Below are 13,495 nucleotides of genomic sequence, written 5' to 3'. Positions count from 1 at the left end.
GGATGTTATCCGTACAAGTGACCGCAGGGCCCGGGCCTGACCGAATCTTTGGCGACACCGTCACAGGAAGGGTCCGGTCACCGGGTCCCGGCGGCGGCGAACCGTGCCACCGCGGACACGTTGGACCTGGTCACGAACGCGGGGCCGGTGAGCACCGGGGCCGTCCCGCCGCCGCTGATGTTGCCGTTGGTCCGGTACAGCCACAGGGCGTCCACCGCGAGGTAGCCCTGCAGGTAGGGCTGCTGGTCCACGGCGAACTGCACCTCGCCGCCCTGGACCGCCTTGACCAGGTCCTTGTTGAGGTCGAAGGTGGCGACCTTGGCTCTGCTGCCGGCCTGCTCGACCGCGTCGACCGCGCTGAGCCCGTACTGGGCGCCCAGGGTGACGACCTCGTCGATGCTGGAGTCCTGCCGCAGCCGGGACGCGATCGTGGCGGTCACCGCGTTCATGTCGGCGCCGTCCACGTACACGTTGTCGGTCTCGCCGCCGAACGTCTTGCGCACGCCGGCGCAGCGGGCTTCCAACGCGACGTTGCCCCGCTCGTGCACGACGCACAGGGCGTGCTTGGCCTTGACCTCGTCCAGCTTGTCGCCGACGGCCCGGCCGGCGACGGACTCGTCCTGGCCGAAGTACTCCAGCAGGCCCGCCGGGCGCCAGGCGTCGATTCCGGAGTTGAGCCCGACGACGGGGATGCCGGCCGCCTTGGCCTGGGCGATCGGGCCCCGCATCGCCGCCGGCTTGGCGAGCGTCACGGCGATGCCGTCGACCTTGTCGCGGACCGCGTCGCGCACCAGCGCGGCCTGCGCGGCCGCGTCGGCGTCGCTGGCGTACGTCAGGTCGATGCCGTCCTTGGCGGCCGCCGTCTCCGCGCCCCTGCGCACCAGGTCCCAGAAGGCGTCGCCCTTGCCGCCGTGCGTGACCAGGGCGACCTTCATCCCGCCGCCCGGACCGCCCACCGGGTCCGCGTCCGACCCGTCGTCGCTCGCGCCGAGGACGGAGCAGCCGGCCACCAGCAGACACACGGCGGACACCAGGGCCGCGACCCGGGTGAGTCTCGCGGAGGTGTGCGGCGGGGGAGGAGTGTTCATGAGGGGCGGACCTCGCTGTGCGGCCGAGCAAGAGCAGGATGAGAGCCGGGCGGACCGCAGTTGAGCACGGGCCGGATGACTCTCGTTGGCCCGGAGCCAACCGTGTGTGACCACTGGGCGTCAAGTGAGCGGCCACATGCCGTGAGTTAGCGCTGCCGCATCGTGATGATCTGTCCGACGGGTCGAACATGGGAGGTCATCCCCATGATTTTCATACCGTCCATGCGGTTCGGGCCCCGGCGTCCCGCAAGGGAAAGGGTCTCCCGAGGCGGCTGCCGCGGCCCGCCTAAACTGGTGCGGCTCGCAGGACGACTGAGACGACGCGGAGACGGAAGGGACGGCGACGGTGGCGGCAGCCGGCAGTGGCTTCGAGGACCCGCCCGCCGACGTGGTCGCCCAGGCGGCCGCGGCCTTCGGGCTGCTGGCCTCGCCGGCCCGGCTGCACATCGTCTGGGCGCTGGCCCAGGGCGAGAGCGACGTGACCGGGCTCGCCGAGCGGGTCGGCGGCGCGCTGCCCGCGGTCAGCCAGCACCTCACCAAGCTGAAGCTGGCCGGACTCGTCGGCTCCCGCCGCGAGGGCCGCCGGCAGGTGTACTACGTCGACGACCCCGACGTCGTCGACGTCGTACGGCTGCTGGTGGGCCGCCTCACCGACCGCGCCGCGCCGCCGCGCCGGCGCCTCCATGGCCTCTGAGACCGCCGGCGGCACCACCCTGGAGGTGCTGCGGCGGCTGGAGTCGGGGCCCCGGGGGCTGACCGAGACCGAGGCCGCGGCCAGGCTGCTCACCCACGGCGAGAACACCCTGCCGGACCGGCACACGCCGTCCTGGCCCCGCCGGTGCGCGCACGCCCTGCGCGACCCCTTCACCGCAGTCCTGCTCTGCCTCGGCCTGGTGTCCGCCGCCGTCGCCTCCTGGGGCACCGCCGTGGTCATCCTCGCCCTGGTCGCGGTCAGTTGCGTGCTGCGCGCGAGCGGGGAGCACCGGGCCGACCGCTCCATGGCCGCCCTGCGCGAACTGGTCGCCGGCACGGCCACGGTGCTGCGGCGCGACGACGCCCGGGAGCCGCCCCGGGCCCGGGAGGTCCCGGTCACCGAGCTGGTTCCCGGCGATGTGCTGCGCCTCGGCCCCGGGGACCTGATAGCGGCGGACGTGAGACTGCTCCGGGCCCGGGGGCTCGCCGTGTACCAGGGGGCCCTGACCGGGGAGTCGGCGCCGGTGGGGAAGACGGCGGTGGAGGTGCCCGGCGAGGGCACGGCGGGCGGTGGGCCCGGGGACGGCGGGGCGGACGGGTCCGGGGCGGTGTCCTCGTCCGGCGGTGACGCGCTCTCGCCCGCCGTCGGGGAAGCCGCCGCCGACGGGTCCGGCGGGCCCGGCGGCAACCCGTTCGAGGCGCCCCACCTGTGTTTCCAGGGGAGTGCTGTCGCCCGGGGCACCGCCACCGCCGTCGTGGTCGCGACCGGGGGCGGCACCCGGTTCGCCGCCGCTCACCGGCAGCCGGCCACACGGCTGGGGGGCGGGGCCTTCGACCGGTCCGTGCAGGGCATCTCCTGGGTGCTGATCCGCTTCATGCTGCTGACGCCGCCCCTCGTCCTGATGGCGAACGCCGCGCTGCGCGGACGCGGCCTGGAGACCCTGCCCTTCGCTGTCGCGGTCGCCGTCGGGCTGACGCCCGAAATGCTGCCGGTGATCGTCACCACCTGTCTGGCCCGGGGCGCCGCCCTGCTCGCCCGCACCCACGGCGTCATCGTCAAACGGCTGCCCGCGCTGCACGACCTGGGCGCTGTCGATGTGCTGTGCGTCGACAAGACCGGCACCCTCACCCAGGACCGGCCGGTCGTCGAACGGGCCCTCGACCCGGCCGGCCGCGACGACCCGGAGGTGCTGCGCTGGGCCGCCGTCGGCGCCTGGTGGACCCTGCAGCTCGCCGAACTGCCCGCGCCCGACGCCCTCGACGAGGCCCTGCTGGAGGCGGCCGGGCCGGTGGGCGAGGAGTACGACGGGGTGGACGCCGTGCCGTTCGACCCGGTACGGCGCTTCTCCACGGCGGTGGTGCGCGGCTCCCTCGGGCGTCACACCGTCGTCGTCACCGGCGCCGCCGAGGCCGTGGTGGAGCGCTGCACGACGGAGCCCGGCGAGCGCGACCGGCTGCTGGCGCTCGCCGCCCGGGAGGCGGACGCCGGGCTGCGGGTGCTGGCCGTCGCCACGGCCGACCGCCCCGCCGGCGCGCCCGGGCCGCCCGGCACGCGGGGCTTGACCCTTCGGGGCCTGGTGACCTTCCGGGACGCCCTCGCCCCGACCGCCGCCGAGGCCTTGCGCGGCCTGGCCGACCGGGGCGTCACCGTGAAGGTCCTCACCGGCGACCATCCGGCCACCGCGGCCCGGGCCTGCCGGGAACTCGGCCTGGATCCCGGGGAGGTACGGACCGCCGCCGCACAACCGGCAGACCCCGAGGCCGCCGGCGAGGCGACCGTCGTCGCCCGCTGCACCCCCGAGGACAAGGCCCGGATCGTCGCCGCCCTGCGCGCCGCCGGGCACACCGTCGGCTTCCTCGGCGACGGGGTGAACGACGTGGCCGCCCTGCGTGTCGCCGACGTCGGGCTCGCGCCCCGCTCCGCCGTCGGCGTGGCACGGGAGAGCGCCGACGTCGTCCTCGCCGAGAAGGACCTCAGGGCGATCGGCCACGCGATCACCGCCGGCCGGCACGCGAGCGGCAACATCGCCTCATACCTGCGCGTCACGCTCTCCTCCAACCTCGGCAACGTCGTCGCGATGCTCGCCGCGGGCCTGCTCCTGCCGTTCCTGCCGATGCTCCCCGCCCAGGTGCTCGCCCAGAACCTGTGCTTCGACGCGGCCCAGCTCGCCTTCGCCCATGACCGTCCCGGCGCGGCGGCCCTGCGCGGTCCGGCCGTGCTGCGGCCACGCTCCTTCCTCCGGTTCGTCACCGGCTTCGGCCTGCTCAACGCGGTCGCCGACCTCGCCACCTTCGCCGTCCTCGCGTTCGCGCTCGACGGTCCCGACGCCGTCGACGACGAAGCCGTCTTCCACTCCGCCTGGTTCACCGAGAACCTGCTCACCCAGGCCCTGGTGATGCTGCTCCTGCGCACCGGCCGGCGCGACGGGGCGAGCCGTACCCCCGGCCCGGTCTCTCTCGCGGCGGCCGGCCTTGCCGCCGTCGGCCTGCTGCTGCCGCCGAGCCCCCTCGGCACCGCCCTCGGCATGACGGCCCTGCCCGCCGCGTACTACCTCCTGCCGGCCGTCGTCCTCGGCCTGTACGTCCTGGCCCTGACGGCGGCCCGGGCCCGGCAGGGGCGGCGTCAGCCGTAGGTGAGGTTCGAGCACGGGTTGTCGTCCGCGGACCGGGCCCCGTCGGCGACCTCCGACGGCACGGCGGTCGGAGCCGGGGACGCGGACGCGGTCGCCGCCGGGCTGTCGCTGTTCGCGTACGACTGCCCCAGCACGACACTGATTCCGCTGCCGGTCACGGGCTGGAGCTCCGCGCCGGGGAAGGCCGCCGCCACCGTCCGGGCTCGGTCCTCCAGGCCGGGGCCGTACTCGACCAGCGTCGTGGTGTGGTCCTGGGCGGACGCCGTGGCCGTGCCCGTGACGGTGAAGCCGTCCGCGGTGAGAACTGCGGCGGCGCGGGCGGCCAGGCCGGGGACCGAGGTGCCGTTGTAGACGGCGACGTCGATGCCCTCACCGGAGACCGGCGTGGGGGAGGCGGACGCCTCGGAACCCGGCGTCCCGGTCCGCTTCCCGCCGGCGTTCTTGCCGTCGATCGTGCGGTCGGCCCTGAGCGCGGCCCACAGGTCGTCGGCGTCCGGCTGCACGATCGCGACCCGTGAACCCTCGTAGCGCCAGGGCAAGGTCACGAACTTGGTGTTGTGCAGGTCGATGTCCTTCAGGGACATCGCGAAGGACATCAGTTTGTCGGCGGAGCCGAGGCCGGGGTCGACGGTCAGCGACTTCGTGGCGGCCTCGGCCAGCGGCAGCAGCCGTGTCGGCGTGAGGCCCTGGCTCTTCACCTCCTTCAGCAGGCTCGCCACGAACGCCTGCTGGCGCTTGATCCGGCCGATGTCGGAACCGTCGCCGATGCCGTGCCGGATCCGGACGTAGTCCAGTGCCTTCTGGCCCGCGACGGTCTGCTCGCCCTTGTGGAAGAGCAGCTTGCCCGGGGCGGTGAGGTGCGGATCGAGGTCGTTCTCGTAGACGTCCTGCGGCAGGCACACCTTGACACCGCCCACCACGTCCGTGAGCCGGGCGAAGCCCTTGAAGTCGACGACGACGGTGTGGTCGACGCGCAGGCCGGTGAGCTGTTCGACGGTGTTCTGCGTGCAGGCGGGGTTGCCCTTGGCCGTCTGGCCGACGGAGTACGCCGCGTTGAACATCATGTCCGGCTGGGCCTTCGTCCAGCCGCCGTCGGGCAGCTTGCACGGCGGGATGGTCACCAGCGTGTCGCGGGGGATGGAGACGGCGAGGGCGTGCCGGTGGTCGGCGTAGACGTGCAGCAGGAACGCGGTGTCGGAGCGCCCCACGTCGTCCTTGTCGCCGCCGCCCAGCGCCTCGTTGCCGCCGGTGCGGGTGTCGGAGCCGATGACCAGGACGTTCTCGCCCTGCGACGAACCGGCCTCGGGGCGGTTGTCGGAGAGGCCGCCCGAGTCGAAGGTGCTGATGTCGCCGTCCAGCTTCAGGTAGAGCCAGCCGGCTCCGCCCGCGGCGAGCACGAGCAGGGCCAGACAGACGGCGAGACCGACCCGTATGCCACGGCCACGGCCACGGCCACGGTCACGGCCGCGCCGGCGACCGCGCCGCCGCCTGTGGTCCCGCGCGGCGGCGCTGTGCCGCGGCTGCTCCGTCCTCCGGTTGCTGGTGACCGTCATCGGCGTCTGCTTGCCTCTCACCCGGGGGTTGTACAGTTGCGCAATGTAGCAACTGTCGAAGAGAGGGAGGGCATGACGTGCTGCGCAACGGACTGGAGCCCTGGCATCTGCTGATCGTGGCGATCGTCGTGATCGTCCTGTTCGGCTCGAAGAAACTGCCCGACACGGCGCGTTCACTGGGCCGCTCGATGCGGATCCTCAAGAGCGAGGCGAAGGCGCTGAAGGAGGAGGGTGTGGCGGACCCGGCCCCCGGAGATCCGGCCGGGTCCGCCGCGCAGCCCGTCAGCCCGTCAGAACCGGCAGCGACCGATGGCCGTGGGAGATGAACGAGTCCACCGGCCGCAGCTCGTCCGTGGGTACGGCGAGGGCGAGGCCGGGGAACCGTTCGAACAGGGCCGGCAGGGCCACACGCGCCTCCAGCCGGCCGAGCGGGGCGCCCAGGCAGTGGTGGACGCCGTAGCCGAAGGCCAGGTGATCCTTCACGGCGCGGGTGACGTCGAACGCGCCGGCGTCCTGGCCGTGCTGTTCCGGGTCGCGTCCGGCGGCGGCGTACGCGGCGAGGATCGCCTCGCCCTTGCGGATCACACTGCCCTCCGGGCCGCCCAGTTCGCCGAGGGGCAGGTCCTCGACGGCGTACCGCAGCGGCAGGCTGGCCACCGGCGCCTCGGCGCGCAGGGTCTCCTCGATCACGTCGTCCCAGGAGGCGCGACCGGCACGGACGTGCGCGAGCTGGTCGGGGTGGGTGAGCAGCGCGTGGACGGCGTTGTCGAGCAGGTTGACCGTCGTCTCGTGGCCGGCGCTGATCATCAGCATCAGAGTGTCGAGCAGCTCCTGCTCGCTGAGCCGCGTACCGCTCTCCTCCTCGCGGGCCGCGATCAGCGCGCTGGTCAGGTCGTCGCCGGGTGCCGCCCGTTTCACGGCGACGAGCTCACCGAGGACGGCGTAGAACCGGGCGTAGGTGTCGGCGACTTCGGCCGCGTCGGCCGAGGTGTGGAAGACGCTGTCCACCACGGCACGCAGCTCGGGCCCCAACTCCTCGGGTAACCCGAGCAGTTCGCCGATGACCTGGATGGGCAGCGGATAGCAGAACTCCTCCCGCAGATCGACCGCGTGGCCGTCCGCCCCACCGCCCGCCCCGGCCTTGGCGACCCGGTCGAGCAGCGCCGCGGTGATCTCCTCGATCCGGGGCCGCAGCGAGGTGGTGCGGCGGGCGGTGAACGCCTTGGAGACGATGGTGCGCAGCCGTTTGTGGTCGGTGCCGTAGGCCGTGAACATGTTCTGCACCGAGACCCAGGTGTACAGCGGCCAGTCCGGTGAGACCTCGCCGTCGAGCCAGCGGTGCCAGTGCCGGCGCGCGTCCTTCGACACCCGCGGGTCGGTGAGCAGCCGCTTCAGCAGTGGGGCGCTGCTGACCGCCCAGGCCGGGACACCGTGGGGGAGTTCGACGGGGGTGACGGGGCCGCGCTCGCGGATCCGGGTGGCCTCGCCGTGGATGTCGCGGCCGGTCGGGTCTATCACTATCGGGTGCGTGAACTCCATTGGGCTCTCTCCCTGGGCTGGCAGCAGCGGTTCACAGGGCACGCGGACGCCTCGTGGGCGGGTACGTGCCACGTCCAGCCAAGTGGCCGCGGCGGGGTGGCGCCAGGGGGTCGAGAATCACTGGCCTGTTTCAGGCGGTCTGGCCGGCAGTCTGTTTCAGGCGGTCTGGCCGGCAGTCTGTTTCAGGCGGTCTGGCCGGCCTCCCGCTCCACGGGCTGCGCCACCGCCTTCGCGGCCCGGGCCGCCTTCCTGCGCTGCCGCCGGCTCACGCGCGGCTCCTGGTCCGGCAGCCAGCCGAAGGTGAGGCAGCTGCCGACCACGCCCAGGAGCAGGCCCACGAAGAAGCCGCCCAGGTTCGAGGTCAGCCAGGTCCCCAGGGAGACCAGCACCCCGATGACCGAGTAGAACAGGCGCTGGGAGGGGTTGAAGAGGATCAGCACGCCGCACAGCAGCATCACGGCCGGGAGCAGATAGCCGGCCAGGCCCTGCATGCCGACGTGCAGGATGACGTCCAGCGACGCCTTCAGGGTGAGCAGGACCTCCGCCCCGCCCAGGGCGAGCAGCAGCCCGCCCCAGAAGGGACGGCCCGCCCGCCACCGGCGGAAGGCGGGCCGGGTCTTCCCGCGTGGACCGCCGGGCATCAGCAACCCGACCCGCTGAAGCCCAGTTTCAGCCCGGGCAGCTTGAACACACCGGCCGTCGTGGCGTAGTTGGTCTGCCGCAGGTTGGCGATGTGCACGGTGTCGGACTGCTGGCTGAACACGCCCTTCGGCCCACGGCCCTTCGGCCCCGCCTTGTTCAGCGTGCTGGCGTCGTTGCCGATCTCGATGTTGTTGAAGGCCGCGTCGCCCGTGAGCTCCGTGGAGTCGGTGGTCAGGTCGCTGGCCCGGACCTTCGCCGCACCCTCACCCGCCCTGATGACCAGGTTCGTGCCGCCCAGGTCCACGCTCTGACACAGCTTGCTGAGCGTCGCCTCCTTGATCACGGAGGTGACGACCAGGACCTGACCGCCGGTGTCACCCGCGTTGGGGCTGCCCTCGGCCATCTCGTCCAGACCGCCGAACTGCGCGAAGCCGGTGCCGTTCAGCTCGGTGGCGGTGACCGTGAACGGCATGCCGGAGATGGCGAACTGCACGCCCAGCGCCCCCTCGGCCGTGAGGATCGCGAGGCCGGCGGCGACCGCGGCGGCCGGCACCGCCATCACGGCGGCCCGGCGTGCCCGGACCCGCCCGCGGCGCGCGGGAACGTCACCGGAGTCCGCAGGGGCGGCGCCTTCCGGTCTGTCGGAGGTGTGCTCGGCGGAGGAGGTCATGTCTGCTCCAGGTGCGTGTCGGTGCGGATCGGACTTCGTGGCACGTTGCGACGTTGGCGGCGCATTGCGACTTCGATGGCACGTTGCCCTGGCGCGGACACCGACCGCGTGCGCACGTCCCCCCGCAACTCCCGGCGGTTGCAAGGGCTTTCCGTTACGCCGCAGTAGCCGACTCGGAAGTTACCGGGGGTTACATGAAGGGTCAAGGGAAGTGTGAACAAAGAGTGTGGAATGTGCGCCGCATGTGAGTCACCGCCCTTCGGAAAGTCTCAGCGAACGCACAACTCCCTTGCGAAGCCTTGACGTTGACTGACCGGCAGGTCTACAACTCTCCTCGTCCCACCGGATCCGTGGCGCCGGATCCGCCGCGCGGCACCGTCCGCGTGTCCCGGAACCGCTCGTCCCGTAAGGGCATCTCGCCGCCCGGTGCGTCCGCACGGGCTTTCCACTGCACGGGTCCGACCCTCCACGGCACCGGCACGGCCCCTTCCCCGGTGCGTGCCACCAGCCACCCCCAGCCCGGCCCGGCCGACGGCCCGTCCCCGTGCGTGCCTCCGGCCGGTCACCGGTCTGCCGTTGCCGGTCCGTCACGTACGGAGAAGGCGTAACGGGCCGGCAACGGCGGACGCCGAACCGCGTCCCCTGCACCCTCACCCCCCGCTTAGAGAAGAGGTACACCCGCATGCGTACGCGCACCCTCCTCACCCTCACCGCCGCCGTCGCCGCCCTCGGGCTCGCCGCCCCCGCCTCGGCGGCCGACACCCCCGTCCTGACCACCACCGACGGCGCGGCCGTCGCGGTCGGCGACGTCCTCAACGCCTCCCTGGCGAGCGGCACCGCCGCCACCTTCTACTCCAGCGCGACCGGCACCAGCGGCATCTCGTGCACCTCGTCGGCGTTCGCCGCCACCGTCACCGACAACCCGGCCGCTCCCGGCACCGCCACCGAGTCCCTGACCTCCCACACCTTCGACACCAGCGGCTGCACCGCCAACGTCGTCGGAGTGCTCGGCGTCAGCGGCATCACCGTCGACAACCTGCCGTACACCACCAGCGTGTCCTCGGACGGCACCGTCTCCGTGACCCCGGGCGAGGGCTCCGCCATCCAGTCCACCGTCAAGCTGCGCACCCTGCTCGGCACCATCAACTGCGTCTACCGGGCCCCCAGCCTGACCGGCAAGGCGGACAACGCCGACAACAGCATCTCCTTCACCAACCAGCAGTTCACGAAGGTGTCCGGCTCGTCACTGTGCTTCGCCAACGCCTTCTTCACCGCCAAGTACGCCCCGGTGACCAAGGGAGGCGTCGCAGTCAACGTCAACTGACGGCCGACGAGCGTCGGTTCAGCGCCGACGCAGCCGTGCCGCCAGGGCGGCGCCGCCGGTGAGCACCAGCACCGCCGCGGCGCCGCCCGCCAGCATGGGCGTGGACGGGCCGGAAGAGGGCTCGGAGGCGGATACGGATGTGGATGCCGAGGAGGGCTCGGAGGGGGAGGCCAGCGGGGCGCTCTCGTTCTTCTCCTGCGGAGCCTCCTGCTTCGCGGGCTCGTTCTCCGGCTGCTTCTCCGGCTGCTTCTCCTGCGTCTTCTCCGGAAGCGCCGTGTCCTTCTTCTCCGGGAACACCACGTCCGAGCACGAGTAGTACGTGTCCGGCGTACTGCTGTTCTGCCAGACCGTGTACAGCACGTGCCGCCCCGTCCGGTCGGACGGCAGGGCCGCCTCGAGGCGGTACGCGCCGTCCGTCAGGGCCGGGTCCGTCACCTCGGCGAACGGCTTCTCGGGGAGGTCGGACCAGGACAGCGGCCCGCTCGGGTCGTAGCCGGGCTTCGTCAGGTACATCCGGAACGTGCCGGTGTGCGGGATCGTCGAGACGTACCGCATGGTCAGCGTCTCACCGGGCGTCATCCGGGTCGCCGGCCAGTCGGCGCGGGCGAGGTCGAGCCCCTTGTAGCCGGGCAGGCCCCCGCTGCACAGCTTCCCGTCGGGGACGACCTGCCGGTCGCGGCCGCCCACGTTCGCCACCCGCAGGTTGTCCCACGCCGTGAAGGGCGCGCCGTTCGCGGCGACGGCCGCGCGGCAGGCCGCCGAGCCCGCCCGGTCGCCGCCCTCGGGGGAGCAGGCCACCACCCGGCTCACCGGATCCGTCGGCGCACCGTGCGCCCGCGCCGGCCCCGCCGCCCACAGCGGCAGGAGCAACGGGGTCACGAGGGCGGCCGCGAGTGCGGCGCGGTGTGCGGTCGTACGGGGCATCCGTCTGCGTCTCCTCGGCCGGGCCGGAGCGGTCGGTAGTGCAATACGGGCAACCGGCCCGGTGCGTTCACCGCGCCACGACCTGTTCGAAAAGGGGTTCATTCGCGCCCAACTGCCCGCCATAGAGGGTGGGTTTCCGGCCGGATCGAGGGTTTCCCCCGTATCCCGATGACCTGCCCTTTGCCTATCGTTCGACCACAGCTGACCCACAGGTAACCCCGAACGGGTCGCTCCCCACACGCCTGGCCGGCCACCGCGTCGCTCTTTCGAACCACCCCCCTCCGCTTCAGCGACGAAGCGCATCCACCGCCGCTCCGCCCAGCCCGGAGTCCGGCCACGAAAGGCAACGACCGTGCGTATCTCCCCAGAGCTCAGACGGAAGCTGATATCCGTCGCCGCCGTCTCCGCCGCCCTGCTGACCGCCGCCCCGGCCTCGGTCGCCGTCGCCCAGGAGACCGCCCCCGGGCCCGCCGCCGTCCCGGCCGCTCAGACCGAGGCCGCCCCCGGTGCCCCGGCCGAGCGGCTCATCGTGGGCTACAAGTCCGGCGCGAGCGAGGCGAAGTCCGACAAGGCCGCCGCCGCCGACGCCGCGGCCAAGGCCGAGAAGACCGGCGAGGACGTCGACTTCCAGCGCCGCCTCGGCACCGGCGCCGCCCTCGTCGACCTGGGCACGAACCCCGCCCGGGCGGACGTCGCCGACGTCGTCGCCCAGTACGAGGCCGACCCGCAGGTCGCCTACGTCGTGCCGGACCGTCTGAACAAGCCGACGGCCGTCACGCCGAACGACACCGACTACGGCAAGCAGTGGGACCTGTTCGAGTCCACCGCGGGCATGAACGTCCCGGCCGCCTGGGACACCACCACCGGCAGCGGCGTCACCGTCGCCGTCATCGACACCGGCTACGTCACCCACTCCGACCTGGCCGCGAACATCGTCGGCGGTTACGACTTCATCGCCGACACCGCCGTCTCCGTCGACGGCAACGGCCGTGACAGCAACCCGGCCGACCCGGGCGACTGGTACAACGCGAACGAGTGCGGCGCGGGCATCCCGGCCTCGGACTCCTCCTGGCACGGCACGCACGTGGCCGGCACCATCGCCGCCGCCACCAACAACGGCAAGGGCATCGCCGGCATCGCCCACGGCGCGAAGATCTCCCCGGTCCGCGTCCTCGGCAAGTGCGGCGGCTACGACTCCGACATCATCGACGCCATCACCTGGGCGTCCGGCGGCACCGTCTCCGGCGTCCCCGCCAACACCAACGTCGCCAAGGTCATCAACATGAGCCTCGGCGGGGGCGGCGCCTGCTCCAGCGCCACCCAGAGCGCCATCAACGGCGCCGTGAACCGCGGCACCGCGGTCGTCGTCGCGGCCGGCAACGAGAACCAGAACGTCTCCAACGCGTCCCCGGCGAACTGCAACAACGTCATCGCGGTCGCCGCGACCAACCGCGCGGGCAGCCGGGCCTCGTACTCCAACTACGGCTCGCTCGTGGACATCTCCGCCCCCGGCGGCGAGACCCGGACCTCCACCGCCAACGGCATCCTGTCCACGCTGAACTCCGGCACGAAGACGCCGTCGAGCGAGAACTACGACTACTACCAGGGCACCAGCATGGCCACCCCGCACGTCGCGGGCCTCGCCGCTCTGATGAAGTCGGCCAACTCCGCCCTCACCCCGGCGCAGATCGAGTCGGCCATCAAGGCCAACGCCCGTCCGCTGCCCGGCACCTGCTCCGGCGGCTGCGGCGCCGGCCTCGCGGACGCCGCGAAGACGGTCCAGGCCGTCAAGGGCGGTTCGTCCACCGGCACGACCTTCTCCAGCACCACCGCCGTCGCCATCCCGGACGCCGGTGCCGCGATCGAGTCGCCGATCAGCGTCACCGGCCGCAGCGGCAACGCCCCCTCCGCCCTCCAGGTCGGCGTCGACATCACCCACACCTACCGCGGTGACCTCGTCATCGACCTGGTCGCACCGGACGGTTCGGCGTACCGTCTGAAGTCCGCCGCCTCGGACTCCGCCGACGACGTGAAGACCACCTACACGGTGAACGCCTCCGGTGAGAGCGCCAACGGCACCTGGAAGCTGCGCGTCCAGGACACCGCGGCGCAGGACACCGGCACGCTCAACGGCTGGAAGCTGACCTTCTGATCCTTCTCGATCTCCCGGTCCTCCTTCGACGAGGACGCTGAACGGGCAGCTCACGAGCGGGCGGGCCGGCCGGTGCGGATGGGGCACCGGCCGGCCCGTCTTTACGTGCGGCCGCACAACCCCCACAGTTAGATACCGAACGCGCTGTTTTCTTTCACCAGTTGCGATTGTTTTGCCGGATGTGCACCCGCACTCCGGCACACTGGTGTGGTGAACGCCGTCTGAGGGTGAGTTATCGTGTACGGGGGGTAAAAACAAACGGCATGACCCGTTCATT

General features: G+C 72.5%; 11 protein-coding genes. 5 read left to right on the top strand and 6 right to left on the bottom strand.

Features of this window, described 5'->3' with window-relative positions:
• Positions 1–77 precede the first annotated feature (77 nt).
• Complete coding sequence (locus MQE23_RS10845; protein WP_020271573.1) at positions 78–1,088, bottom strand: substrate-binding domain-containing protein; 1,011 nt, start codon at positions 1,086–1,088, stop codon at positions 78–80.
• A gap of 346 nt (positions 1,089–1,434) precedes the next feature.
• On the opposite strand from MQE23_RS10845, the gene MQE23_RS10840 reads away from it, so the two are divergent.
• Both MQE23_RS10840 and mgtA read left to right on the top strand, forming a co-directional pair.
• Positions 1,435–1,782 carry a metalloregulator ArsR/SmtB family transcription factor gene (locus MQE23_RS10840; RefSeq protein WP_020271572.1) on the top strand — a complete coding sequence of 116 codons (348 nt, stop codon included), beginning with the start codon at positions 1,435–1,437 and terminating at the stop codon, positions 1,780–1,782.
• On the top strand, positions 1,772–4,414 hold the full coding sequence (gene mgtA / locus MQE23_RS10835) for a magnesium-translocating P-type ATPase (RefSeq protein WP_243379016.1): 2,643 nt from the start codon (positions 1,772–1,774) through the stop codon (positions 4,412–4,414). Before MQE23_RS10840 ends, mgtA begins: the two co-directional genes overlap by 11 nt.
• Here mgtA and MQE23_RS10830 read toward each other — a convergent pair.
• Positions 4,405–5,967 carry an LCP family protein gene (locus MQE23_RS10830; protein ID WP_243382582.1) on the bottom strand — a complete coding sequence of 521 codons (1,563 nt, stop codon included), beginning with the start codon at positions 5,965–5,967 and terminating at the stop codon, positions 4,405–4,407. The genes mgtA and MQE23_RS10830 overlap by 10 nt on opposite strands.
• Positions 5,968–6,044: 77 nt before the next feature.
• Between MQE23_RS10830 and tatA the strand changes: the two genes are divergently transcribed.
• Positions 6,045–6,293: a Sec-independent protein translocase subunit TatA gene (gene tatA, locus MQE23_RS10825; protein WP_020273190.1), complete on the top strand. Its 249-nt coding sequence runs from the start codon at positions 6,045–6,047 to the stop codon at positions 6,291–6,293.
• On the opposite strand, the gene MQE23_RS10820 is transcribed toward tatA, so the two are convergent.
• The 3 genes from MQE23_RS10820 to MQE23_RS10810 all read right to left on the bottom strand — a co-directional run bounded on the left by MQE23_RS10820 (position 6,250) and on the right by MQE23_RS10810 (position 8,818).
• Complete coding sequence (locus tag MQE23_RS10820; protein ID WP_243379015.1) at positions 6,250–7,506, bottom strand: cytochrome P450; 1,257 nt, start codon at positions 7,504–7,506, stop codon at positions 6,250–6,252. The two genes, tatA and MQE23_RS10820, sit on opposite strands and share 44 nt — an antisense overlap.
• A gap of 182 nt (positions 7,507–7,688) precedes the next feature.
• Positions 7,689–8,147 carry a DUF6114 domain-containing protein gene (locus MQE23_RS10815; protein ID WP_243379014.1) on the bottom strand — a complete coding sequence of 153 codons (459 nt, stop codon included), beginning with the start codon at positions 8,145–8,147 and terminating at the stop codon, positions 7,689–7,691.
• Positions 8,147–8,818 (bottom strand): DUF6230 family protein, encoded by a 672-nt coding sequence (locus MQE23_RS10810; protein WP_243379013.1) that lies wholly within the window; start codon positions 8,816–8,818, stop codon positions 8,147–8,149. The genes MQE23_RS10815 and MQE23_RS10810 overlap by 1 nt, the downstream gene beginning before the upstream one ends.
• 682 nt (positions 8,819–9,500) lie before the next feature.
• Between MQE23_RS10810 and MQE23_RS10805 the strand changes: the two genes are divergently transcribed.
• Positions 9,501–10,142, top strand: a complete 642-nt coding sequence (locus MQE23_RS10805) for a hypothetical protein (protein ID WP_020273185.1) — start codon at positions 9,501–9,503, stop codon at positions 10,140–10,142.
• 18 nt (positions 10,143–10,160) lie between these two features.
• On the opposite strand, the gene MQE23_RS10800 is transcribed toward MQE23_RS10805, so the two are convergent.
• Entirely contained in the window at positions 10,161–11,066 is a 906-nt protein-coding gene (locus MQE23_RS10800; RefSeq protein WP_243379012.1) for a lytic polysaccharide monooxygenase, read from the bottom strand.
• A gap of 352 nt (positions 11,067–11,418) precedes the next feature.
• Between MQE23_RS10800 and MQE23_RS10795 the strand changes: the two genes are divergently transcribed.
• A complete protein-coding gene (locus MQE23_RS10795; RefSeq protein ID WP_243379011.1) occupies positions 11,419–13,218 on the top strand; it encodes a S8 family serine peptidase in 1,800 nt (599 codons plus the stop codon).
• The last annotated feature ends 277 nt before the right edge of the window (positions 13,219–13,495 follow it).

The sequence above is a fragment of the Streptomyces sp. HP-A2021 genome (assembly GCF_022807935.1).
Taxonomy (GTDB): Bacteria; Actinomycetota; Actinomycetes; order Streptomycetales; family Streptomycetaceae; genus Streptomyces; species Streptomyces afghaniensis.
This window is presented reverse-complemented; position numbering and strand designations above follow the sequence as displayed.

Excerpts from the sequence above, each read along its gene's own strand:
- mgtA (WP_243379016.1), top strand. The coding sequence starts at position 1,772 with ATGGCCTCTGAGACCGCCGGCGGCACCACCCTGGAGGTGCTGCGGCGG.
- MQE23_RS10830 (WP_243382582.1), bottom strand. The coding sequence starts at position 5,967 with ATGACGGTCACCAGCAACCGGAGGACGGAGCAGCCGCGGCACAGCGCC.
- MQE23_RS10845 (WP_020271573.1), bottom strand. The coding sequence starts at position 1,088 with ATGAACACTCCTCCCCCGCCGCACACCTCCGCGAGACTCACCCGGGTC.
- MQE23_RS10800 (WP_243379012.1), bottom strand. The coding sequence starts at position 11,066 with ATGCCCCGTACGACCGCACACCGCGCCGCACTCGCGGCCGCCCTCGTG.
- MQE23_RS10810 (WP_243379013.1), bottom strand. The coding sequence starts at position 8,818 with ATGACCTCCTCCGCCGAGCACACCTCCGACAGACCGGAAGGCGCCGCC.
- MQE23_RS10805 (WP_020273185.1), top strand. The coding sequence starts at position 9,501 with ATGCGTACGCGCACCCTCCTCACCCTCACCGCCGCCGTCGCCGCCCTC.
- MQE23_RS10820 (WP_243379015.1), bottom strand. The coding sequence starts at position 7,506 with ATGGAGTTCACGCACCCGATAGTGATAGACCCGACCGGCCGCGACATC.
- MQE23_RS10815 (WP_243379014.1), bottom strand. The coding sequence starts at position 8,147 with ATGCCCGGCGGTCCACGCGGGAAGACCCGGCCCGCCTTCCGCCGGTGG.